Annotated in this window: 20 protein-coding genes; 14 read left to right on the top strand and 6 right to left on the bottom strand. The window is 47.3% G+C overall.

Translation table 11 applies throughout. The features are described from left to right. Positions 1 to 467 precede the first annotated feature (467 nt). The 4 genes from GK091_RS27670 to GK091_RS27655 all read left to right on the top strand — a co-directional run bounded on the left by GK091_RS27670 (position 468) and on the right by GK091_RS27655 (position 4,354). Positions 468 to 740 carry a hypothetical protein gene (locus GK091_RS27670; RefSeq protein WP_164043988.1) on the top strand — a complete coding sequence of 91 codons (273 nt, stop codon included), beginning with the start codon at positions 468 to 470 and terminating at the stop codon, positions 738 to 740. Positions 741 to 752: 12 nt separating this feature from the next. Further along, positions 753 to 1,853, top strand: coding sequence for an acyltransferase family protein (locus GK091_RS27665; protein ID WP_164043987.1), 1,101 nt, complete (start codon positions 753 to 755; stop codon positions 1,851 to 1,853). Positions 1,854 to 2,294: 441 nt separating this feature from the next. Then, on the top strand, positions 2,295 to 2,882 hold the full coding sequence (locus GK091_RS27660) for a fasciclin domain-containing protein (protein WP_164043986.1): 588 nt from the start codon (positions 2,295 to 2,297) through the stop codon (positions 2,880 to 2,882). Between the two features lie 140 nt (positions 2,883 to 3,022). Then, complete coding sequence (locus tag GK091_RS27655; protein WP_164043985.1) at positions 3,023 to 4,354, top strand: DUF2254 domain-containing protein; 1,332 nt, start codon at positions 3,023 to 3,025, stop codon at positions 4,352 to 4,354. Positions 4,355 to 4,563: 209 nt separating this feature from the next. On the opposite strand, the gene GK091_RS27650 is transcribed toward GK091_RS27655, so the two are convergent. Further along, positions 4,564 to 5,187, bottom strand: coding sequence for a MarR family winged helix-turn-helix transcriptional regulator (locus tag GK091_RS27650; protein ID WP_164043984.1), 624 nt, complete (start codon positions 5,185 to 5,187; stop codon positions 4,564 to 4,566). A 133-nt stretch (positions 5,188 to 5,320) separates the two neighbouring features. On the opposite strand from GK091_RS27650, the gene GK091_RS27645 reads away from it, so the two are divergent. Together GK091_RS27645 and GK091_RS27640 are read left to right on the top strand one after the other, a co-directional pair. Beyond that, a complete protein-coding gene (locus GK091_RS27645; protein WP_164043983.1) occupies positions 5,321 to 6,529 on the top strand; it encodes an FAD-dependent monooxygenase in 1,209 nt (402 codons plus the stop codon). A gap of 213 nt (positions 6,530 to 6,742) precedes the next feature. Beyond that, positions 6,743 to 7,738 carry a methylenetetrahydrofolate reductase gene (locus GK091_RS27640; protein WP_164043982.1) on the top strand — a complete coding sequence of 332 codons (996 nt, stop codon included), beginning with the start codon at positions 6,743 to 6,745 and terminating at the stop codon, positions 7,736 to 7,738. A gap of 219 nt (positions 7,739 to 7,957) precedes the next feature. Here the strand turns inward: GK091_RS27640 and GK091_RS27635 are convergent, their stop codons facing one another. Beyond that, on the bottom strand, positions 7,958 to 9,187 hold the full coding sequence (locus GK091_RS27635) for a PQQ-dependent sugar dehydrogenase (RefSeq protein WP_164043981.1): 1,230 nt from the start codon (positions 9,185 to 9,187) through the stop codon (positions 7,958 to 7,960). A 372-nt stretch (positions 9,188 to 9,559) separates the two neighbouring features. On the opposite strand from GK091_RS27635, the gene GK091_RS27630 reads away from it, so the two are divergent. The 5 genes from GK091_RS27630 (at position 9,560) to GK091_RS27610 (ending at position 13,818) form a co-directional block, all read left to right on the top strand. Then, on the top strand, positions 9,560 to 10,198 hold the full coding sequence (locus tag GK091_RS27630; protein ID WP_164043980.1) for a Crp/Fnr family transcriptional regulator: 639 nt from the start codon (positions 9,560 to 9,562) through the stop codon (positions 10,196 to 10,198). Positions 10,199 to 10,403: 205 nt separating this feature from the next. Next, a complete protein-coding gene (locus GK091_RS27625; RefSeq protein WP_212593021.1) occupies positions 10,404 to 10,583 on the top strand; it encodes a hypothetical protein in 180 nt (59 codons plus the stop codon). A 12-nt stretch (positions 10,584 to 10,595) separates the two neighbouring features. Beyond that, complete coding sequence (locus GK091_RS27620; RefSeq protein WP_164043979.1) at positions 10,596 to 11,579, top strand: zinc-binding alcohol dehydrogenase family protein; 984 nt, start codon at positions 10,596 to 10,598, stop codon at positions 11,577 to 11,579. A gap of 10 nt (positions 11,580 to 11,589) precedes the next feature. Then, positions 11,590 to 12,267: a hypothetical protein gene (locus tag GK091_RS27615; protein ID WP_164043978.1), complete on the top strand. Its 678-nt coding sequence runs from the start codon at positions 11,590 to 11,592 to the stop codon at positions 12,265 to 12,267. 321 nt (positions 12,268 to 12,588) lie between these two features. Next, positions 12,589 to 13,818, top strand: a complete 1,230-nt coding sequence (locus tag GK091_RS27610) for a multidrug effflux MFS transporter (protein ID WP_164043977.1) — start codon at positions 12,589 to 12,591, stop codon at positions 13,816 to 13,818. A 179-nt stretch (positions 13,819 to 13,997) separates the two neighbouring features. Here the strand turns inward: GK091_RS27610 and GK091_RS27605 are convergent, their stop codons facing one another. The 4 genes from GK091_RS27605 to GK091_RS27590 form a co-directional block, all read right to left on the bottom strand. Next, a complete protein-coding gene (locus GK091_RS27605; RefSeq protein ID WP_164043976.1) occupies positions 13,998 to 14,192 on the bottom strand; it encodes a hypothetical protein in 195 nt (64 codons plus the stop codon). 111 nt (positions 14,193 to 14,303) lie between these two features. Continuing rightward, complete coding sequence (locus GK091_RS27600) at positions 14,304 to 16,286, bottom strand: tetratricopeptide repeat-containing sensor histidine kinase (protein WP_164043975.1); 1,983 nt, start codon at positions 16,284 to 16,286, stop codon at positions 14,304 to 14,306. Between the two features lie 213 nt (positions 16,287 to 16,499). Beyond that, complete coding sequence (locus tag GK091_RS27595; RefSeq protein WP_164043974.1) at positions 16,500 to 17,216, bottom strand: LytR/AlgR family response regulator transcription factor; 717 nt, start codon at positions 17,214 to 17,216, stop codon at positions 16,500 to 16,502. A 164-nt stretch (positions 17,217 to 17,380) separates the two neighbouring features. Then, positions 17,381 to 18,403 carry a site-specific integrase gene (locus tag GK091_RS27590; RefSeq protein WP_164043973.1) on the bottom strand — a complete coding sequence of 341 codons (1,023 nt, stop codon included), beginning with the start codon at positions 18,401 to 18,403 and terminating at the stop codon, positions 17,381 to 17,383. Positions 18,404 to 19,755: 1,352 nt separating this feature from the next. Here GK091_RS27590 and GK091_RS27585 point away from each other — a divergent pair. The 3 genes from GK091_RS27585 (at position 19,756) to GK091_RS27575 (ending at position 24,456) form a co-directional block, all read left to right on the top strand. Further along, positions 19,756 to 20,511, top strand: coding sequence for a LytR/AlgR family response regulator transcription factor (locus GK091_RS27585; protein ID WP_164043972.1), 756 nt, complete (start codon positions 19,756 to 19,758; stop codon positions 20,509 to 20,511). 349 nt (positions 20,512 to 20,860) lie between these two features. Further along, a complete protein-coding gene (locus tag GK091_RS27580) occupies positions 20,861 to 21,442 on the top strand; it encodes an RNA polymerase sigma factor (protein WP_164043971.1) in 582 nt (193 codons plus the stop codon). Between the two features lie 1,268 nt (positions 21,443 to 22,710). Continuing rightward, positions 22,711 to 24,456, top strand: coding sequence for a CAP domain-containing protein (locus tag GK091_RS27575; protein WP_164043970.1), 1,746 nt, complete (start codon positions 22,711 to 22,713; stop codon positions 24,454 to 24,456). The last annotated feature ends 509 nt before the right edge of the window (positions 24,457 to 24,965 follow it).

Raw genomic sequence — 24,965 nt, 5'->3', positions numbered from 1 at the left:
ATAGGATGACTCAGAGATGAGGCAATCAGTTCATGTAAAGACGGTATACTTTCTGGCCTGCTTTGGATGCAATCGTTTTCTTCCATCCGCCTGTTTGATGCGCTGGCTATTTTCTAACACCTTTCTTAATGAGTAACCAAATTACTTTCGAATTTAATTAAATCTTGAAATTGTTCAAAAATAGTCCCGTTCACTAAGGATTTTGTACTAGTTTACCCTAAATTGACGATTCCTTAATCAATTTTTGACCTTTGTCGTTAGGTATACAACGATGCAACAACCTACTCCCCCCTGACAACCCAACGCTGACCGCTTCTCGGTCAAGCTGTCGTACGGCTTCTCTCGAGGCCGGGGAAGTCCCACCATGCTTTCTTATCTCCTCATTGACCGCTTGTGAAGGGCGGTGGTAGTAGTCGTTTGTATCCATTCCGATCGTTTCGGGATGTGTTGCTCAACAGTTTTTTTTTATGAATACAACGCTGAAAAGGAACGTTCAGGCTATTAACTGGAACGTGCGTGAGAATGGAGAATTTCTATACATCACCAATGCTCGGTCTTCGTTTCACGTTGCTACCGAGCGTGTTTCCGATGAAATTTTCAAGCTCATCAAAACCAACTATCGTACACCAATGTCCGCTGGCTGCGGAGATGGCCTGTGCACGCATAACATCAAACAGACTGCTCTCCGTATGGAGGTGTCGGGATCAAAGACCGTCACAAAAGAACAGTTGTGTCCGTAACTAACACGCATTATGAACGTAGGCCGCACCGATCTCAGCTTCCGACAAAATAATTTTGATTTGATCCGAATTGGGGCCGCTACTCAAGTGCTGCTTGTCCATTCGCTGCGGCATCTGCAACTTGATTTTCCCGGCTGGAACAGCTTACTGAGTTATTTCCCCGGCGTACCCGTCTTTTTCGGCATTAGTGGCTATTTGATCTCGGCCTCCCTGGAACGTAGCCCAACCTGGCAACATTATTGCCGTAACCGGCTGCTGCGCATCTTTCCGGGTTTGTGGGGTCTGTTACTCACAACAGGGCTAGTGCTCTGGTGGCTTCACCCGGCTCAGCTATTCACGTTCGAAGGGGGGCTGTGGTTCATTAGTCAGGGATTTGGGCTTATCTACACGCCAGCTTTTTTGGCTGATTTTGGCTTCGGCTCCTACAACGGCAGCATCTGGACGATCCCGATCGAACTCCAATTCTACACGCTGTTGCCCATTGGTTACCAATTGATTAGCAAAACCAATCACAAAAGGGGTAATTGGCAACTGGTCGGCTGGTGGCTCTTTTTTGTGGTGTTTGCCATGGGTAAAGCACTCTATCGACCAGGAGCAACGATCTTCAACGAATCAACGTTCGAAAAGCTGCTTCGCTACACATTTATGCCTCATATCTACCTGTTTCTGACGGGGGTAGTTGCCCAGCGATGGAAACTCCACCGCTGGCAATGGATTCGCGGCAAGGGCCTGTATTGGCTGGCCTTCACCAGTCTGTTCTGGACAGTATGGGGTACCACAACACTGGGGCCGATTGTACAGAGCATCTTATTGGTGCTGAGTAGTATATCACTGGCTTATACCGTGCCTACGCTGGCGGACCGATTGCTGAAAGGGAACGATATTTCGTACGGAGTGTATATGTATCACGGCTTACTGCTGAATGTGCTGGTAACAATGAATCTGTTACATCAGGGGGCTTATTTGTGGGTCGTTTTCGTTGGCTCCTATGTCGCCGGTTATTTATCGTGGCGATTGGTGGAGAAACCATTCTTACGGTGGAAATCGGTGAATCGAAGCGCCCAACGAGCTAATTCGGCCATGCTGTACGAACAAACTCCTCCTGGAAGATAGCTGTACCATCGAAAGCTATCTTAGGATAAAGTACGCACGAGTAGACAGACGGTATAGTTAATCTAGCCAGAAGGTCAATTTAGTAAACGAGTGAACTAAACTGAGATCATCCGAGACGTTATCCTGATAACCACCTGCCCGGGACGACAGCTCACCGCTATAGACTCCCTGATCTTGGTTTCGTCGACGGCTATCGAATGGGCAGGGTAGGCGTTTTTACGAATCAAATCGGCTTATAATCTACTTTATCAATAGTCAACAACAACAAACGGATTTAACTCGTAATGATAAGTGATTATACTTAATGGTATGGGCGGTTGTCGATAATGCGTAAATCGCGCGCTTGCTCATTTGCGGCAACAAACATTAAATAGGCTCTCAGGTTAATGGTACGGTAGATACCTCGTCAACAGAGTGTCTGACCACCTAAACTAATAGATCATGAAACTGACTTACACCATTCGTATTTCGCTTACTTGTGCTGTCCTGTTATTGCTACAGTTGGGTGCAACCGCTCAAACCAAGGCTCCTGTAGCTGAGCAAGAGACTACCGTTTTGAAAGCCAGCGGTAGTAAAACTGGCCTTAGCTTGGGTCTTAGCGCAGCTGAATCAGCCGATCATACTACGTTGCTTCAATTGCTGAAAGCGTCAGACCTGCTTAAAAAAGCAAATGACAAAGGTCCCTACACGGTGTTTGCACCCACGAATGCAGCTTTTACTCAACTACCGGATGGTGAACTGAGCGACTTACTGTTGCCGTCCAGCAAACAACGGCTCATTCAGTTTCTTGCGTACCACGTTGTCAAAGGAAGAATAACATCGGACCAGTTGAAAGATGGACAAAGCCTGACCAACCTGGCAGGGCAGATTTTGATCGTTCATAAACAGGGGAGTGACATTACGATCAAAGACGGACGAGGTACAGTAGCCGAAGTTCTACAGGCTGATGTTCGAGCTACGAACGGTGTGGTGTATTCCGTTAATCGTGTGCTACAACGGGTTGTGAACAAAGGACCGATTGTTCGCTAGAGATCGCTACCACGTTGTCGTGTTTATCGAATGCGTAAGCCGCTTTGTCCGTCGATTAGGCAATCTTACGCATCCGATAAACGTCAGCATTCAGCAAGGTTAATGCTGATGGATCCAATTGATTGATTTTACGTATCAAGATGCCTACCCGCCTTCGTCACTACTGGCAACAACTTCACGAATCGCTCTGGTTTGTGCCCGGACTGATGGTTTTGGCTTCGTTCGGACTGGCCTACGAACTGGTGGAGTTTGATGCTCACACTAGTTGGCAAGGGGCAAAACGCTTTCCGTTACTGTTTGCCTCTGGGGCAGATGGTGCTAGGGGGATGTTATCAGCTATTGCGGGCTCCATGCTGACAGTAGCGGCTTTAGCCTTTTCGTCAACGCTGTCAACGATTTCCCAGGTGAGTAGTCAGTATTCGCCCCGGGTGCTGCGCAACTTTATGCGGGATCGTGTCAATCAGGTCGTTATTGGCTATTTTGTTGGTGTGTTTGCTTACTGCCTGATTGTACTGGGCACCATACGAGGCACGGAAGAGGTGAAGTTTGTTCCATCAACGGCGGTTCTGGTGGGTTTGCTACTGGCCTTGGGTGGTGTTGCCGCACTGATATTCTTTATCCATCACATTGCCGAATCCCTCCAGACGGGTACGATTCTTCAACATATTTATCGTGATACCGGAAAAGCAATTGCGAATTTATTTCCGGATCAGTTTGGCGAACCAATTAACGATCCAGAAAAGGCCGAAGCCGCTCGTCAGTATACCAACGATCAAGCAGGCTGGCATCCGGTCATAACCAATCAATCGGGCTATCTACAACTGATTAATACGAAAGGTCTGCTAAACTGGGCAACCCGCAACGGAGTGGTGGTCCGTATCGAGAAAGAAATGGGTACTTTTTTGGGCAAAGGTACCGTTCTTTTCAGTGTTCGCAGTGGCATAGAACGTCCCGATCCTGAGCAAGCCGACTGGCCTGATGACCTGATAGATTATGTCAGTATTGGCCGACACCGGAACATAGAGCAGGACGTGCCGTTCGGCGTTCAGCAGTTAGTAGACATCGCCTTGAAAGCGCTATCTGCCGGCATTAACGATACGACCACCGCGATAATGGCTGTGGATTACCTGGGTGCCGTTAGCGAGCAAATTGCCCAGCGCAACATTCCAACCGGGTTTCGCTCCGATGGGGAGCATCTGCGAGTATTGGTACGAAGCGCTGACTTTGATGACTACATCCGGCTGGCCTTTGACCTGACGCGTATTAACGCGAAAGGAGATCACGCCGTATTCAGACGATTGCTGCGGACACTGGCTTTGGTAAATGAGGCCGCCTGCTCCGAAGATCGAAGACCAATTCTGCGCCAGCAAGCCGAGCTAATAGTTAATTACGCTGATCAGACATTAGACACTGATTACGAAAAGCAACAAGTGCGCGATCTATATAGGGAGCTGATGAAAACGTGGCTTTAGTTCATTGTGACTAACCTCCCGATTTCAACAAAATTATTACAACTACTACTATTAGCATTACCTCCTGTGATGTTGTATATATTTACTTGGGTAGTAAATATATAATCTCATTATGCTTTCATAGTTTCAATACATTCTCAGTTTATAGCTCTAGTCCTAAAACTTAGTAACAGATTATAGAGCCATCGGCGGGATAGTTTTATCGCCTATTATGGTTTGTAAAATTGGAAGTGATAGTTATTCAGGTACTTCAACGTTTGTAAAAAGTGCGTCCGTTCAACACTGTCTAAGTCAGCCAATAAATTGTCTTCCAGCTGCGCCAGCTGCTCATATACGTTCTGAACAGTGACGCGGCCTTTATCCGTCATCGACAATCGTTTAGCCCGGCCGTCGCGTTCGTCAGGTGTTTCCTGAATCAATCCCTGCCTTATCAGTCGGCGCAAAATATCGACTCCCGTTGTGAACTCCGTCGCATTGGCAATACACACCTCTTTTTTGGTGGGCATGTTCATTTGGGCGATCAGCGAAAGGAACAGAAATTCGTCGGCACTAGCAAAGCCATGCTCAGTCATGATGGGCTTGGCATACGACTTAGCATATCGATTTAGTCGTCCCACAAAAAACGCCGTCAGGAACTCATCATCTCCAAACGCTTCTGATAGTCGTTGGCCCGACTTTAGCACGGGCTCGGAATCGGGCAAGGGCGGTGTTTGTCGCAGGGGATCAAGGTGATGAAGTAGCCATCCGGCAAACTCCCGGAGGTTGGCTTGTGGATGTTCTGTACAGTAACGTTCCCAGGCAGTAAGAACTGGGATAGCTGACGCATTTGTCATAATTTTACTATATTTTCGTACCAATAAAACAAAAAAAGTACGATATAGTTATTTAATCAATTCACAAGCTAGCTACTTTGGTAGCCAGTCGGTCAAAGGTAAGCTTTAGTTTATTGCTAATTATTTTATCATAATGATAACCTGCAAATCAAAAAAAGTACTCATATCAGGAGCCAGCATTGCGGGGCCAACGTTGGCTTTCTGGCTGGCCAAGTACGGTTTTAGTGTTACCATCGTTGAGCGGTCAGCATCCCTGCGATTAGGTGGACAGAACATTGATGTGAACGGCCCAGCCCAGAAGATAGCGCAGAAAATGGGTATTGAAGCCTCCATACGGGCGGCAAACACGGGCGAAGTAGGCTTGCAATTTATCGGGCAGGACAACCAGGTAACGGCTGCTTTTCCCAAAGAGGGTCCTGTCAGCGGAACTCAGGAGTTGGAAATTCTACGGGGCGACCTGGTCAACATTCTGTATGACTGCACCAAGCATGATGTGATTTACCGGTTCGGTGACTCGATCAACGCCCTTGAGCAGCAGGCTGATCATGTAAGCGTCACCTTTTCGAGTGGTAAGACCGATACTTTCCAGTTCGTTGTTGCTGCCGACGGGGTTCGCTCCAGCACCCGTAGACTCGTTTTTGGCGAGGAACCCGTCTTCAAGTATCTGGGCCTGTATACAGCCTACCTCACTATTCCCAGAGAACAAACCGATAACAACTGGTGGCGCTGGTACACGGCTGTCGATCGCCGGATTATCATGCTCCGTCCCGATAATCAGGGAACCATGCGGGCCTCCGTCGCTTTCCTAGAATCGGATGAAGCGTACGAAAAGCTCTCCCCCATCGAGCAGAAACTGGTGCTAAAAGGTAAACTGGCTGGTGCCGGCTGGGAAGCGAACCGGATTATCGACGCTCTGGATAGTTCGCCGGATGTTTATTTCGACAAAATCGGTCAGATAAAAGCACCCAGATGGTCAGACGGACGGGTCGCGATGATTGGTGACGCAGCCTATTGCCCCACACCGCTGACTGGTAAAGGAACGACACTGGCTATGGTAGGCGCTTACCTGCTGGCGGGTGAATTGGCCAGCCATGAACACTATCAGGACGCATTTATCGCTTATGAAAACCGCATGCGTCCCTACGTAGAGGCTGTGCAACAGCTGCCGCCTGGGGTCCCCTGGCTGGTGTATCCTAAAACGAAGTTGGGCGTTTCGACCCTGAACACCGTTGCCGGTATCTTCGCCAGTAAGCTGATTCAAAAACTGGTCGGTCTGTTTACCCCGACCAAATCCAAAGACGAGAGTAAGGGCGATGAGATCACATTGCCGGACTACGCCTGAGTAACAGGACCCGACTCCGTAAGGCTGGCATGGTATATTAGCAAGCTAGTTGACGTGTCACACATACCGTTACTGCTCTCATTTTCTGAATGATAGGCCTGGATCAGTGTAAATGCGTAAGGAAGTTAAACCGACGATAGTGGACATTTTACGATATAGGCCGTACCTTTAAAAACCAGAAAAGGAGCCTTAAGCACTGGTACAAGTCCCATCATGTTTCTAGAAAAAATAAAGTCCGGAGAATCGGGCGTGCTACTTTATGGTATCACTCCTCCCAAAGCCGGCACTACCCCTGAACGCGTTGCCGAAATTGCCCAAAAAACAATAGAGCGCCTGGCTGCGCTGGACATCGATGCACTCGTCGTGTATGATGTCCAGGATGAATCAGCCCGGACGACAGAAGAAAGGCCCTTTCCGTTCTTAAATGCGCTGGACCCTCTGGTTTTTGCTTCCGGTTATCTGGACACGTTGACCATTCCGAAAATAATCTACCGCCCTGCCGGCAAGTTTTCTTCCATAGAGTTGGCGGATTGGCTGGAAACGCTGCACGCACACCAGTTCTATCCCGTTTTTGTCGGCGTACCGGCACCGGATTTTCCCGTAAAGACCAGTCTTCAGGAAGCTTATGCTATCTGGAGTAAGCACCGGGATACATCCGTTATTGGAGCGGTAACCATCCCCGAACGGCATAACGTGCTGAACGATGAAGATGTCAGGATACTGGATAAAATGAACTGCGGTGTGTCGTACTTCATTTCTCAGTGCGTTTTCAACCTTGATTACGCCAAGCAAGTCATCGACGATTTGTCCAGCCGCTGCAACCGGCAACAGATCTCTCCCCCGACTATTATTTTCACCCTCACCGCCTGCGGATCGGCCAAAACGCTTCATTTTATGGAGTGGTTAGGCATCCACGTGCCGGATGAATTGAAAGACGAGCTGAAAAAATCAGACGACATCCTGGAAAAGTCCGTAAACGTATGCCTCGATATCGCGTCGGCGCTAACTACGTTCTGTGTGGAACGCTCGATTCCTTTCGGCTTCAATATCGAAAGTGTCGCCATTCGTAAAGCAGAGATCGAGGCCTCTATTTATCTAGCCAATGAGATTGGGCAGATGCTGAAAGACAAAGGAGTAAGGAAATCGTTGACGGGCGGAACTAGCGAAGCCACAAACGACCTGCCGAACAATATTCGGTACGTAAGCTGATACTGACTCACATCTGCTGAGTAGATATATTAATCCCGAAAGCTATACCGTCGGAATGGTCCGGACGTGTACAGTCGTAGGCTATGTGCCCGGACGTTTCACTGCAACACTTTCCGGCCTATAAACGAGGCTGACTTGTAATCGAATCGGTCCAGCTAGGCAACGAATTGCTCAACTGGACCGATTTGGCTGACTGCATCAATGGACTACCGTTGGCTCCTACCGTTTATCGATTCGGTACAATCTACCTTCATCCGTGATGGCATACAAAGCACCGTCTATTCCCTGGGTTACGTCCCGGAATCGCTGCGACTCAGCCGCCAGCAACCGTTCTTCGCCGACAACCCGGTTGTTCTCGATTACCAACCGGGCGATGTGCATACCGCTCAGGGAACCGATAAAGAGATTATTTTTCCATTCCGGAATGCGATCACTGCTATAGAACGTCATACCGCTGGGCGAGACAACGGGGTCCCAATAGTAAACGGGTTGCTGAAGCCCTTCCCGTTGCTGAATACCATCTCCTACCCGGCTACCGCTATATTCGAGCCCGTACGTAATGGTTGGCCAGCCGTAGTTAGCACCCGGCTGAATGTGGTTTAGTTCATCACCTCCTCTTGGCCCGTGTTCGCTTTGCCACAGATCACCCGTTACCGGATGGAGCGCCAATCCCTGCGGATTGCGATGCCCGTAGGTATATAATTCGGGCCGGGCTCCCGCTTGTCCGGCCAGCGGATTACCCGATGTTGGATTACCTTCTTTCGTGATACGAACAATTTTTCCCAGTCCTGAACTCAGCGACTGGGCTTGAGGCCTAGTCGCCAGATCTGATCGTTCTCCCGTACTGATCAGCAAGTTGCCCGCCTGATCGATTACGATTCGACCGCCATAATGCGCCGTTCCCCGATAGGCCGGTAAAGCGCGGTAGATGACCGTTACGCCCTCAATTCTGGCTTCATCCTGTGACAATTGCCCTTTCGCCACCGCCGTCAGATTACCATCAGTACCGGACTCAGAAAACACCCAATAAATTGTTCGGTTGGTCGCAAATGCAGGATCGACCCGAACCCCCAGAAGCCCGCCCTGCCCCGCTGCATTGACCGTCGGAATGCCGGTGATCGGCTGACCAAGCTGTCCCGTTGTCGTGGCAATGCGCATGGTACCAGCCTTTTCCGTAATCAGCAGTCTGCCATCGGGTAGGCTGGTTATGCCCCACGGACTCCTGAGAGCGGTGGTCAGAACGGTGCTTTCGTAGCTGGTGGTTGATCGAACACCGGCCGCTCGGGTTTGTCCCGCAAAAGCCGGAGTGTATGTCGTATTTGGCTGGTTGGTTTCGACCGGTGAGGTGCTGGTTGATCCGGTGGGCGTTGCTTCGTCGGTTACATCCGATTTGCAGGAAGCAACCACCAGTAACGTGCTGGCGATACTGAGCAGAACTTGGTTTTTCATGTTTCGTTGAGCGTTTGTTTCGTGAGCGCAGCGTTATACAAACCAGGCATCGACCACTACGAGGACAGTACCAGGTTGGCTCCGTTACCCTGGCAGCCATCGCGATCACGTCTGATCGTATTTCTGCTGATCGGACGTCTTGGCTGCCGATTCCTCTTAACAAAACGTGAAAATCTCTCCCTTTGTTGGATCGTAAACGGGACGATGTGGCGTCGAATCAGGAATTCCGTTGCAATTTTGCCACCCTGAAACTGTTGACCTACTCTCGTGTTATCGTAGGACCCTATGTCGACGACCCTGTTTTTCTGATCTTTTATTGCCATAGATGCTACACCGGTCCAGCGTTAAAGCTGCCGAACTTTTTCAGCGTATATGCAGTCATGCTTACATCGTACACGTTTCGATCTGCCTACCGATTTGACACTTCAGCCACTGATTGACCACTTCGAGCATTACATGCCTTTGAGTGACCATGAAAAACATCTCCTGGAAGGACGAGTAGTGCAACGGCCTGTCAAGCGTCGGCAGGCTATCTTACAGGAGGGTTTTCCCTGTAAACACTATTCATTTGTCGTCAAAGGGTGCTTTCGACTGTTTGCCGTTGACAAGAAAGGAACCGAGCATAATCTGCAATTTGCCGCGGAGAATGACCGCCCGGCGGCCCGGTGGATCGCTGACATTGGTAGCTTTCATTCCGGCCAGCCCAGTGGCTTATTTATCGTAGCCATTGAGCCCTCGGTCATACTTCAAATTGCCCAGCAGGATCTTTATTTTCTCTATACGAACATACCGAAGCTAGACCGGATCTTCAAAGTCATTATCGAGAACAACTACGTGGAACTCCAGAATCGGGTACTGCAATCAATCAGTTCGACGGCACAGGAACGCTACACTACCTTCTTGGGACAGTACCCTAACTTGGCGTTACGACTTCCTAACACCCAAATTGCCTCCTACCTGGGCATTACACCCGAATTTTTGAGCAAAATCAGGAAAGATCTGGCTTCCTGATCGTCTCTACCCTTAATCTAGTTCAAGGGTATTTCTTAAGCTAGCTTATTCCGGACTCGTTCAGCCTTGGCCATTTTTGTATCATCAACTGGATGCAACATGAATTGGCGATTACTGATTTTATTCTTGCTTAGTGCGTCAATGGCTCCTTGCCAATCGGTAGTGGGCTTGCGACACTTTATGCTGTCAACACCATCACCAGCGGGTGCCATTCCCTACGGCAACAACCCCAGAGCAGGGCAGTATGTCAAGGCTAACGATCATTGCGGCTTATCGGATGATTCCAAATAGCCAGCTCAGCATTATTCCCGATGCACCCCACCCCGTATTTCTGGCTAACTTTCCGGCGGTTTGGGCCAGCACAATGCCTTTTTTACAACACTAACCTGTTTTTACCATGAAAGCTGCTGTCATCTATCGCCCTGGGTCACCCACTGAATTTATCCTGGAAGAGCGCCCGGTACCGACCCCGTTGCCAGAACAGGTCCTGGTCAGGGTCAAAGCCTTCGGCCTGAATCGCTCCGAACTAATGACTCGCAAGGGCTTCTCACCCGGTGTTCAATTTCCGCGAGTGCTGGGTATCGAATGCGTCGGCGAAGTAGACATTGACCCCTCCGGCCAGTATGCCAAGGGTCAGCCCGTTATGGCGCTGATGGGCGGAATGGGTCGGGATTTTGATGGTAGCTATGCCGAGTATACTGTGTTACCGAAAGATCTGGTACGGCCATTTCAGAGTACGTTGCCCTGGGATGTACTGGGTGCGATTCCCGAAATGTTTCAAACGGCTTACGGCTCACTCTATCCGGCTCTGGCTATTCAACCGGGTGAAACTCTACTAATTCGCGGTGGCAGCTCGTCGGTGGGCATGCTGGCCACCCAGCTGGCTAAAAATGCGGGCCTGACGGTGCTGGCCACTACGCGTAATCCTCAAAAAGAAACGGCGTTGCGGGAAAATGGAGCCACCCATGTGCTGATTGACAATGGGACACTCAATGAGGCCGTGCGGTCAATTTATCCCGAGGGCGTTGATAAGATGCTGGAACTCGTAGGTACGTCTACACTGCACGACTCGCTAACCTGTCTCAAACCCGGTGGCACGGGCTGCATGAGTGGGATGCTGGCCGAAAGCTGGTCGATTCCTGACTTCGCTCCCATGGACGTTATCCCCACCACCGTACGGCTGACTACCTACAACAGCGGCCAGATTACAAGCCCAACGGCGGTGTTTCAGGACTTTATTCACCAGATCGAAGCAGGACAGATAACGCTCGCCGTTAGTCGGACGTTTACCCTGGATGAGATCGTGATGGCTCACCACTTTATGGATAGTAATCAGGGAGCCGGAAAGATTGTCGTGCTCCCCTACCCTGTAATCCGCTAAACTACACACTATGCAACAAACGTTATTCGCCCTGATGATCGGTTTCCTGGCAGGGACTACGAGCTTGCAGGCGCAGACCATCAAACTGACTGAAGATAAATTAGTGCCAAATCAGGTATCCATGTCGTTGACGCGTATACGGGATAAGGAAGCACTCCGCGTTGTCAAAGACTCTACCATTGAACAAGTTGATGAACCCACGTTCGTTCGACTCAAAGGCGTTAACTTTACCAATGGCATTATCGAAGTAAAGGTGCTGAGCCGACTTCTCAGGAATGCGACGGAAAGTGCCCGTGGCTTTATCGGCGTGGCGTTCCGGATCAACGAAACCAACTCGAGCTACGAGAGTATTTACATTCGTCCGACCAATGGCCGGGCAGACGATCAGATCAGGCGCAACCATTCCATTCAATACTACTCGTACCCGGATTATAAATTTGACCGCCTGCGGAAAGAAGCCCCGGAGCGCTACGAATCGTATGCCGACATGGCACTGAATGAATGGATTACCCTAAAAATAGTGATCAGCGGGCAGGTGGCGAAGTTGTACCTGAACAATACACAACAACCTGCCTTGATTGTGACGGACCTAAAGCACGGCCCTACGCAAACGGGCGGTGTTGGCCTGTGGGTCGACGTGGGCACCGAAGGTTATTTCACCGATGTAAAGATCACCCATCAACCCTAAGACAGCCCTGCACTTGTTCGGTACCAAGTGCCATCTAGAACCGCAGCTGGCGCACGGCTTAACTGTTCCTGCTTGTGGATAAACACGGCAATTTTAGCGGATTAACGGCCCAAGATTGCTTCACCCAACTGACAAATTGACCCAAATTTGGGCCAATTTGTTGTCATATGCCGGTTTATCATAAAACCCTCTAAATGAATCAATAGCCATTTCCAACGGTATTGAACCTGAACTTGTGTGACTCCGGTAAGGTTGAACAGGGTATAATCAGCCTGCTTCTGTATCTGGCTAGCCAGATTGGTTTTTACCCCATCCTGTCCAATGTCCAAAAAGACGTATTTTTTTCTTATCCTGATTTTAGGTAGTTTAACCGCATTGGGGCCGTTTTCCATTGATATGTATCTGCCGGGTTTTCCCGCCATTGCCAAAGATCTGCATACAACCCCGGCCAAAGTCTCGCTATCCCTGTCCGGTTTTTTCATTGGCATTTCTGTGGGCCAGCTCCTGTACGGACCCTTGCTCGACCGGTTTGGCAGAAAAAACCCGTTATACATTGGCCTGATCGTGTACATCCTTGCCTCAGCAGGCTGCGCTTTTACGACGAGTATCGAAGGGCTGATCGCCATGCGTGTCATACAGGCCATCGGTAGTTGCGCGGCAGCGGTAGCCTCGGTGGCTATGGTGCGTGATCTGTTTCCGGTGAAAGACAATGCCAAGGTGTTCTCGCTGCTACTGCTCGTGGTGGGCGCTTCGCCGATGATCGCTCCAACGGTTGGTGGCTATGTCACCGCTGCACTGGGATGGCAAGCCGTATTTGTCATTCTCACGGGGATGGGCATTGCGATCTTTACCGCTGTTTTCTTCTGGTTACCTGCTAGTTATGAACCCGATGAGTCGATTTCGCTGAAGCCAAAACCGATTCTGCTTAACTTCTGGCAGGTGCTGCGTGAGCCCCAATTTTACACCTATGCCTTCACCAGTGCCATCGCCTTTTCCGGACTTTTTGCCTACGTTTCGGGCTCACCGATTGTATTTATGGACGTGTTTCATACCAATGAAAAAGTGTATGGCTGGATATTTGCCGTTCTTTCCGTTGGTTTTATCGGATCAAGTCAGGTAAATACACTGCTCCTGAGACGCCACAAAAGCGAGCAGATTGTCTACGTTGCGTTGATCGGGCAGGTAATTATTGCGTTGACTTTTCTGGCCGTGGCGCTGAATGGCTGGCTAACACTTTCGATTACCCTTATTTTTCTGTTCATCTTCCTGTGTTGCATTGGCTTTACCAATCCCAATGCGGCTGCGTTATCACTGGCCCCCTTTGCCAAGAATGCCGGTAGCGCTTCGGCGTTGATGGGCGCTCTGCAAATGGGCATGGGCACGTTGATTTCGGTCTTCGTGAGTATGTTCGAAGAACCTTCTGCCCTTCCGATGGTGATGGGCATGGCGGGTTCGGCATCGGTTGCCCTGCTGGTATTACTGGTAGGCCGAAGGACAATAACCACTCAGATAGACGTTAAACAGGATGCCGATGCCGCCTTACTTCACTGAGTATTTTGGTAACAGAGTGAGAAAGCCAATGCGAAAAAACACGTCAGCCAGCAGCAGGATGAACGTTGGCAATTGGTTGGCTATGTTGTCGTGAATTGCAGATGCAGACTTGTTGACCTTAGCTTGCCCATGAGCGACACAAGCCGTTCAGGAAAACGTGTACGTTCGCTGTCTGGTCATTATGGCTTGTACAGATAAGCGATCTGTTCGAACACTTTTGCTTTGTATTGCGCGATCAGGCAATCGAATTCTGTCGGCTTGTTGGAACTGGTCGCGACTAGATGAATGTGCGATGCGCAAAACGTTGAGGTGTTCTTATTGGCACTGTTAGCCGTTAAGTCTTTAATGGGGTCGATTGAATGGCTAGCGTTCATATTAGGCAGTTATTCATTGATTAGTCAATAAAACTATTGATAAGTAAACCACTCAGGGAGTCGACTACATAAACGACCTATTTTTTGACATGAACGACTCAGTCGTTGGCGTTACCGATGGTTTTGGGCGTAATCGGCAGGATGTGGCCTGGCTAGCGTAACTTTCACCGTGGTTCCCTTGTTGGGCTTACTATCTACGGCTAACGTCCCCTTTTGCTTGCTCAATAACTCCTGACTGATCAGAATACCCAGGCCTGTTCCTTCCTCCTCCTGGGTACCCTGACGCACCTCAGGCTGGCTAAAGAGCTGACCGACCAGTTCCGGCGACATCCCTATACCCGTGTCCCGAATCTGAAGCTCTATACTATCGGCATGTTCAATCGTCAGCAGGCGAATGTAACCCTGTACGGGCGTGAATTTGATCGCGTTGTCTACCAAATTCCTCAGCACGATTCCTAGTTGCTGCTTATCAGCGAAGACTATTGTATCAGCCTCAATCTGATTGATGACTGTAATCTGTTTCTGATTGAGACGATCCGCGAAATGACCAAACACCGGCGTTACCAGATCCGCCAGATTAAGGACCTGTAGCGTAGTCTGAAACCCTTTGAACTGCACAAAGGCCCAGTCGAGCAGCGTCATCAGCAGGGCAAGTACGTTGTCTGTTTTTTGCTCGATTCCGGTCAGGGAAGAGACCATCTGCCTATTTTCTGAATGAACATTGATCAAAAGCTGATGAATATCCTGTTTTAACCGAATCAGGGGACTACGGAGATCATGACTGATGATCGAGAATAATTGGTCTTTCGTTTTATGAAGCTCAACCAACTGATCGGTCTGCCGTACGATTTCATCTTTTTGCTGACGCAACAACTGCTGTGCTTGTTTCAGTTTATTGTAGTTGATGTACGTAATAAGGATGATCAGCAGGAGCAAGAGAGAAACAACAATCAAAAACGTTCGCTGGTGCTGTGCCAGCTTGAGTTCCAGTTGAATCGTATTGCTGGCCTGTTGCTGTAAGGTCAGGTCTTTTTTAAGGTTAACTATCTGGTTTTGCTTGCGTTCCAGATCGAAACTGGCCTGGATCTGGGCGATGGCCTTTTGCTTATCCAGGCCCGTCAAACTGTCGCTTAGTACCTGGGCTTGCCGGGTTGAACGCAGGGCTTCTTTAAAGGATCCCTGCTGCTCCAGCAGGCTCGATTTTAACCGTAACGCTTTGTGCAGGTAGTGAGCAGACTGTATCTGACGGAAGAGATCGATGGACTGCTCAACGTAGGCAAGTGCTTTCGGTCGTTCTTTCAGCGCTATATAACTCTGAGCCAGCTCTATGTAGATGTTACCGATGAATTCCTTGGCTCCAATTTGTTTCTGAATCGATAAAGCTTGTTCGTAGTACCCGACAGCGGCCGTGTAGTGACGCTGGTTCTGTTTGATTTCGCCTAAGTTTCGCAGCGATTCTGCCGTGCTGTGATTGAAGTTGAATTCTCGGCTGATGCGTAACGATTCATTGATGTACTGCTCCGCTTTAGCGAAGTCTTTCCGGGTCACGTAATACTCTCCCAGGTTGCCTAAAGTCCCAATCAATGACTTTTTCTTCTTGTGTTTCAGCGCATAGTCATTTGCTTTCAGGTAATAAGGTAATGCCAGTGAGTCATTATTTTGATGCTCATAGGTAAGGGCCAGTTCGGTGTACAAGGTTAATAGTGATGCGCTTTGCAGCTGAGGATAGCGGTCTACCTGCTTTTCAAGTTTTAACCCTAATGTAAGAGCTTGCTCATAATTGCCCTGAATCCTGTAAACTTGAGTCAGCCTGGTTTGGAGGTCAAGTTGAATACTATCAAATGGATACAAGCGGCCTACTTTCTCGGCTTGTCGCAGAATAGCCAACCCCTTCGCATGCTCTCCAGTCACTACATACGTGGTGGCCAGACTCGTGTAAGCCCTGATCAGAATTCGTTTATTGGGAAGCCGCTTGCTTACATCGATCGCTTGACGAAGAAAATACCAGCTGGAATCTAGATTGAGTTGTGTATAAGTCCGCCCAAGTTCAATCAAGAGCATGGCCCGGGTGAAATCGGACTGGGGTTTCTGCAAGCTTTTCCTCAGCTCAGTCAACGTTGTGGATTGTCCACGTGCCGCGCCTGGTACACTTGCGACCAGCCAGGCAGAGAGCAACATAGTATATAGATAAATCGTAGCGTGTGGCACAACGTGACAATAATTGAAGCTGATGCAGTGTAACTGAGCGTACTACTTGGCCTGATGGACCGTGCGTGTACGGGTGGTATAGGCGCGGTGCAGACGCAATTAATCCGCCTTTTCTTCGGATGTGTCGAACAGTGACAACAGGGTTTCCAGGCCCGGCCGAAATGAGCGGCCAATTGGAATTTTCGTCTGACTTAACCAGATGTTATGCCTGTTATAACTCGTTAGTTTACCGATGTTGATGAGGTATGATTTATGAATACGTCTGAATAAATGAGTAGGCAGCAGATCCTCCATGGCAGCGAGTCGTTCGTTGACCAGATACATCTGATTATTGGCGTATACTTTGGAATAAATTCCGAATGCCTCTACGTAATCGATCGATTGAAACGTAAATCGCTGAGCTCTGCGGCCCATCTTCAAAAAAACAGAATTATCTTCACCGTTGCTTGGTTGATTCTGCCATTGAAACGCTCGGGATAGGGCGATGTGTAATCGCTCAAGTGTGTAAGGCTTCAGCAAATAATCGGCCGCCTTACCTATTTCGTAACTTTCCAAAGCGTACTCCGGGTAAGCACTGGTTATGATGACGGGCGGCAGGGCTATGCCTGTTTTGAGTAATGTTAATCCGAGTTGACCGTTGAGGTTAATATCGAGAAAGATCAGGTCAACGGGTTGAGAATCAATAAGCAGAAGGGCCGCGTCAAGTGTCGGTGTTACGCCAATAAGGTTAAAATCAGGAAACTTATCTACTAAATTTTTTAAGTATAAGGCGTCTGATTGAGTATCATCAATAATTAGGTATTGCTTTACTTCCATATGTAATATCGATTTATTGGGCTGAGATTCAACTGGCTAATGGCTCTCCCAATGGGAAATTTGCCCGACATTCTTCGTTGTCTGCGTTAATGCGACAAGTATACCAACAGGTAAAGTAATAAAATTACGCTTACAGCCGGGGAACGGATTATAAAGTTGACCAACTAACGGATGCTTTCGAAGTAATCTTCATCGGTTTTTTTACGTACATAGATCAACGTCGTTTCGAAGTTTTTATGTCGCAAATGCCGTTGAACATGAACGGGGTCAACACCTTCATCCAGCAAACGCTGAGCCGCCGTATGACGCAAGCTATGGGCAGATAGCCGAGCCCGCTGTAGCCCGCTGAGAAGCAGGTATTTCTGTACCCGATACCGAATGGAACGTGTTGACAATTGATCAAATAACGGCTCTGCTGACGTTTGTTTACTTGCTGGAAACAAACGAAAGTAAGCCTCAATAAGTGGGAGGCAGACCATCGGTACCTGAATAGCACGTTTCGTACTCATCCCCTTCCCTAATACCCAGATTCGTTTACGCTTCAGATCAATGTCATTGAACTGAAGTCTAACGATTTCGATAGTACGCAAGCCGCCCCAGGCCATCAGTGCCATCATCAAACGATCATGAGGATTGTCGATAGTAGCCAGAAAATGGTCGCGTTCTGTTCCGGTTAAACTATCCTTGTGGTAATCCCGTCCGACACGGTTGCCTTTGAGCCGGGTGATGGTTTGCAAATCCTTCAGTTGATTGGCCGTTAGCTTGTGTTGTTCCTGCGTTTTGATGACCCATTCAGCCAGTTGTTTCAAACAGGATAGATATAGATTATAAGTAAACGCAGACAGGCGTTTTGCAGTCAAATAGGTAGTGATGGTTTGAGCACTAAAGCTGGCTTGCTCTCCAGCTGAACGCTGCATAGAGAGAAATTCGAAGAAACCATTGAGAACCCTTAGATAGGTCTTACGGGAACTTGGTGCAAGATTAAGTTCGGGATCAGCCATAAATCCCAGCAGTAAACCATCCGCTGCGGGAATGCGCTTCGATTGATTAGGTGGATCAGCAATGATGATCGGTTGCCCCTGTAGTTGGTACCAGAAAATAAACTTACGGATCGGTGAGACGCGATTGGAAGGGCACCCTCCTGCGTAAAGACTCAAGCTAAATTTATCGAACGCATACCCATGCATGAGGCAGTAAATGAGGTATGCTTTAACGATCCTTGGATAGTTGCCGGGCTTAGCCAGACTAGCCGAAAAATAGTGGACGGCCTGACCAACAGTTAGTGTCGTAGCGGCTTGATTGATACTGGTACTTCCTTGAGCGGTACAAGCCAGTGCTTTCATTGGTAGTAATTATCAGTATCAAAAATACGACTTAACTGATAAATAGTCAACACGTCGTAAATGATCGTTTATGACAATTGTTGATTTAAAGACGAACGATGATTATGGTAGGCTTTCAGCAGAAAGTAACTTTGATCAGGGTTACTAGATTCTAGTCAAGTAGTTATTTGCCGCTTCAGCGTTGGACGGTGTGAGTTTACAGTGTTGTACAATCCGATAACTACGCCCGGATGAATGCTAACACCACTCAGAAAGTGGAGGTTTGTCCCAGAAAGTAAACGTCTAAAAGTCAGTCAGAAATAGTAAGCCGTACAGAATCAATATAGCAAACGTGCCGTAGAACAAAGCAGCCAATCCCGTCTTTATCCTACACTGCGTCCCAAGTGGAGTTGTCAAAGACTCGACTAAAAACATAAGCGCAAAAACAAACAGGGAAAAAACAGAAAGGAGTAGAGCCGTCAGTTTCATTAATTTAAAGAGTCAAATCTATTCATTTCAGTAAAAATACGACTACTAATACAAGGAATTATACTCAGTCTAGCATTATACTAATTCAAATAAAAACAGATGTTACCGCTAGAGTAAGTTGGCTATATCATAAAGGTAACTTAGTGGAAAATTTGCTCCCGCAATTTAGCAGGCTTTGACTGGTTATTATGCTACTTATAACATCACAGAGCCACTATTAAAACAGTTCGTTGCCAGCAGTATCGTTACTATCGCCTTTACAACGTCAGGATGCGGCAAACTGAAAAGGTTGTTGATCGTATATAAGACACCGGAACAAAGAATTATCAAGTTAAATTAATCTTCACTCATAAACGTATAACATTATTGTAACTACTTTTTATTTGTGGATATTTTCTATAAAACTTTATTTACAAACATCAATATTTCAATCTTACTACATTACTAATATCATTTATAGGAAACTATAACATTTTATTTCTTTTATTACTGTTTTTTTTCGCTGCCCGCTTGATAGAAAGATTTGCCCGCTTCGTGCAATTAAAAGTAAGCAATCATACTGATTTTATGTTATCTAATTGTTAATTTTGAGCTACTTATTTATTGTCTAAATGCAAGAAAAAGGAACTAAAAAATAATAGTTGGACAACTACTCGACGCAAATGTAATTAACGTGCCTGCATTTTACTCCTTGTTACCGAAACAGTATCAACTTATTCTTTTCGATCATGACGATCCTAATCTTGGAAGATGAAACGAAGATAGTTGATGAGTTAAATCAAATTTTAAACTCGCTACCTGTCTCTCTTGAAGTCATGACGAGTCTGTCTTCTGTTGAAGCTGCTATTCACTGGTTGACCCATAATGAAATACCAGATCTCGTGTTGGCTGATATTCTTTTGATTGATGGGTTGAGCTTCGAAGTTTTTGAACGACTCAATTTAGATATTCCTGTTATTTACTGTACCGCTTATGCCGAATATGCTTTGGATAGTTTCGCCAGTAATGTGATAGATTATATCATTAAACCTGTTAAAGCTGAAAAGCTGAATGAAAGCTTCCAAAAGTTTTTTCGAATAAATTCGCTGTATAATCAATATCATCTTGAGGAAAACCTGAAAAACGCATCAACGAAATCTTTACCTATTTATCAAGGTAATAAAATTAAATTATTACAGAGTAGTAAAATATGTTATATATATCGACAACGAGATTTAATTTATGTTCAGGCAAAAGACATGAAATATCTTTTGAATCGTACACTGGATAAAATAGAGCAAGAACTCGATTCGACAGAATTTTATCGAGCAAACCGTCGTTTCCTAATTAACCGAAAAAGCATTGTGCACATAGAACTGCTGCAAGCTCGCAAGCTGGGAGTAAATTTAGATCCTCCCATCCAAGAGCCTGTTATAATTAGCAAAGCAAAAGCATCTGATTTCTTACGCTGGATGGAATTAGAAAAACCAATAAGCCCTTGTTGAATTGATCATTTTTGATAATAATGACAGCAAAAAGCTATAACCTTGTCTGAAATAAGTAAAGGTATGAAATAATAAAACGAGGAATTAATTGTGAATACTTGCATATAACAAACTAATTATCAGTTTATTAGTATTGTCTATTTTTTTTGACCAATCAGCTTCATCAACTATCTATAATAAAAAAACTCGAGTTCTCTGGTTCTTGTGTTTATGCTACCTTGTTGTGAATAAAATTTTTTCTCTCAAACTAGGTTTTAGTATCATAACCCGCTAACTCGATAACTGCTTTATCTAACTTTTCGTAATAACTAATCAATTGAATGTTCATTGTTAAAATTTTTAGTGTATTATGAATGGTTTTTCTCTACTATCCGAACCACAAAACAGTGATTATTCGGCAAATGAAGCTATCGACAGCTTTGACGTCCTTTATGCTAAGTATTTTTATAAGGTTTATAGAAAGTGCTTATCAATGACGGATGATACGGAAATAGCCAAGGACTTAACCCAGGACATTTTTATTAAAGTACTCAACAAAATAGAGACTTTTCAAAACCGGTCAACATTTTCAACTTGGTTATATGCGGTTACCTATAATTACTGTCTAGATCATATCCGTTCCAGCAAGCGCACTGAATCATTATCAACGGTCACGTTGAAAGAAACTAGTGAGCCAGATTCGTCTGAAATCAGTAATAGACAAAAGCAGGTATTACACTTTTTTATGAATGAACTGCAGGATATAGACGTTGCTATGTTACAACTTAAATATGAGCAGGGACTGACAATAAAACATATTAGTGAGCAATATGATTTATCGGAAAGTTCAGTGAAGATGCGCTTAAAGCGAAGTCGGGATAAACTACGTATACTATGCTCGACCGCTATTCGTGAAAAAGAAAAGCATTTTTATAAACCTATTCACGCATAAAAATCAGGGCTGAAAGTGATGAATAAATTATCCATTTTGTTGGGCCACTAGGCAATTCTTGTTGATTGCATTAATAATAGAATAAGTTTTCACCAACTTCCAGTGGCTGGTATTCTGTCTATTAGTCATTATACGTAAAATTGGGTATTGGCATACTACGTATAATGACTAATGGACAGGATACCTAGGTAGCGCATTTTTGCTCCTTTATGACTTTGACGGGTAGGATCAGTAAGCTAAAGATCTTAAGTTAAATCCGTCCAAGCGTAAAAGAGCGGTCCGAAGCAGGATACGTGGTAGAAGCGTATCGGCCAAAAGGAAGGCAACCAAAAGCTCTTTAGGAAGATTCATTTGCTGCTTCTCTTGCGGGTAGACAGAACCATTCCCTACACTCAAAAAAGCAGTAACTAAAAATTGAGTGATCTTGACCGCAGACTACCAGCCACTGGCACTGTTGTGACAAACAACGTTGAGTAACAGGTTTTTCGATCTCTCCGACTCACTCAGAATCTAACCCCGCTATGGTAGATTGATCCTATCGGGGTTGCTTGCTCGGTAGTCCCGCTAGTTAAGATCAGTTTCTTGTCATACTGATTCGATGTCATTTCCCGGAGTACTTCACTTAATGCACGTCGTTACTCGTGGTCAACTTGGTGTTTTCTCCTTAAATCTGCCCCGAAAACCATACATGAATGGTCTCTTTCCTACGGGTTAACACAGAACGTAGCGGACAAGCCTTATGCGGGAAATGGTAATCAAACAATCCACTACACATCCTCAGCGGGTTGTTTCTTAACGGCAAGATCACCTGCTTCTTCTACAATTTGGGCTCTCCATCCTATTGGTCCTGACCGGTGGTTAATTGGCACGTAAACAAGACTAACACTGGTCAACCCTAAAACCATGCGTATAAATTTACACGTTACAATCAGCTTACGGGATTGTTCCAATCGCATGTATTTCCTATTGCTGCCGATTAAACGGCTTGTGATCAATAGTGAGTTTTTTCCGGTTGACTGCATAACGTTGGTCAGCCGGAAAAAAACTAAATAGAGTACAGCAGCAATCCTACTTGGACCAACTGTTTTTTTCTTGTACGTTGGTCGTCAGGTAGGCATGAGCATATGGGTAAGTTCGTCGTAGTAAGACGAATGCCTCCCAGCTCCGATAAGACGGTTTAACCAGCTCCCTCAGCTTCAAAACGCACGTTAATGCGAGTACACCTAGAAATAAGTTTCAATGCACAGGTCAGCCACTTAACTCAACCTATGCAGAAATTTCTTCGCTTTGTTCGCTGGTGTCTGTTCGTCAGCTTGTTTGTGTCACGACAAGCCACAGCTCAGCAGGCTCCCGTTGACACGCTCAACGAAGCACCTCGATATACCCATCCCATAACCGATTCACTGGCAAACCCCGGCGATGTAGTAGTCAACGCAGTCACCGATCCCTGGAGCCGCACGGCCGTGATCGCTGACTATTACCAGAATTATATTGGTTCTGCCGTGAGCGATAACCAGCTCAACTGGACCGGGAATCTTTCCGGATGCGTGCCGGGCATGATCTCCCAACTAGCTCAGGATCGTACCCTTCAGCGGATCAACTACTACCGTCGACTGGTGGGCTTACCCGACAACATGACGTTCGACCCCAGCCGCAATACCGATACGCAGGCGGCTGCCCTGATCATGGCTGCCAACAATAATCTGAGTCATGCTCCGCCTTCTACCTGGCTCTGTTACACACCCCAGGGCTATAATGGAGCGGCCAACTCCAACTTGGCACTAGGCAGTCATTCCAGCCAGGCTGTCAAACAATTCATGGACGACAACGGCAATGGCAATGAGATCGCTGGCCACAGACGCTGGATTCTCTACTCGCGTGCAGCCAGTTTTGGTCACGGTAGCGCCCGGACTAATTCTAACGGCTTTGGGTTCAGCGACGCCCTGTGGGTGTTTAATCTCTTCGTCACGCCCGTTTCGCTGCCCGCGTATGTTGCCTTCCCCCCCGCCGGTTTTGTACCCCGGACCCTGATTCCCCCTCGCTGGTCGTTCAGCATTCCGGGCGCAACGTTCTCGTCGGCTTCGGTAACGGTACAAGATCAGACGGGAACACCGCTTGCCCTGACGACCCATCCGGTTTCCAATGGTGCTGGCGACAACACGCTTGTCTGGAATCTGGACAATGCGGCTACCGATCTGGCCTGGAATGGATCTGCTGACAAATCGTTTCGGGTAACGGTATCGGGTGTCGTCCTAAACGGGGTTACCCAGCCCCCCTACTCATACACGGTTGTCGCTATTGACCCGGCGGGTGCAGGCTGTCCCGGACCCAGCCCGGTCGCTTCCTGTTCCGTGGCGGTATCGGGTGGACAGAGTATTTATTATGGTACGGAAAACTTCCGATTTAACACGATCGACAATCAATCGTCCACATCCAGTAGTGATGGGTACAACTACCTCGATCTATCGTGCGTGACGCAGACCACCGTTACGGCAGGCAGTAGCTATACCGTTTCGGTGAAAGGAATCTTTACCAACAGCCACCAGCTACGGGTCTGGATTGATTACAACGGGAATGGCGTATTCACCGACGCGGGCGAACAGGTACTAACCAGTTCGGCAAACAGCGCGACGGCGGTGGTAGCTATTCCGCAAACGGCAACGGTCAACACGCTGCTACGGATTCGGGTGATGGCCGATAGTCCCAGCTCAGCCGGAACGCCATGCGCCCTTACAGGCAGTGCACAATATGGCGCTGGCCAGATGGAGGATTATGGGCTATGGATTCAATCTTCATCGCCACCCTGTACCGTGATGACAACCGTTCGGAACGGCAACTGGACCAGCCCGGATACCTGGTCCTGCAACCGGGTACCAACCGCAACCGACCAGGTACAGGTTGGCCATGTCGTCACGGTTGGCGCTGGGGTTACGGCTTTGGCAACCAAGATCGTCTATCAGACTGGTGGGCGGGTTTCGTTCCTGACCGGTGCTCAACTGAAGCTGGCCCAATAACGAGAATAACAGATTGTCAGTAAAGGCATTAGGACTGCTGATTAGCTACGTTTATAATTGATCAGTCCGCCATGAGGATGGCCCGGTCAATGAATCCTTCTATTCTCTGATGAAAGCAAAGCAAACACGGGAAGATGCCGCTAATGCTTTATCCATTTAATTCGGAGCGTAAATTTGACCAGCAGACAGGTTGGGCCAAACTGGAGCTTGGCCCAACCAAACCCGCTATTATTTTCTTTGGTAGATCACTAGTCTACTCCTGGACGCAAGTTGTCAATGTAGGTGCCTTATAACTATGAGTCATTCAACAGATTCCTTCTATTCGGTCAGGCTCGTTGACGTTTATCAGCTGGATTGGTGCTGCCATTGGGCTACATGGATCAACCTATCCATGTATAGCCGTTGCTTATCTGGGTTGACTACGCGTCGATAAAAACAGCTATTTGGGTTTGTTTTCAACTGAAGTAGCTTACCTTTACTATGTACGATCTCTGCCCTGCCGTTGCCTT

Origin of the sequence: Spirosoma agri (assembly GCF_010747415.1) — a bacterium.
In the GTDB taxonomy this organism is placed as follows: domain Bacteria; phylum Bacteroidota; class Bacteroidia; order Cytophagales; family Spirosomataceae; genus Spirosoma; species Spirosoma agri.
Note: the sequence above shows the minus strand (reverse complement) of the source record. Positions and strands in the feature narration are given on the sequence as shown.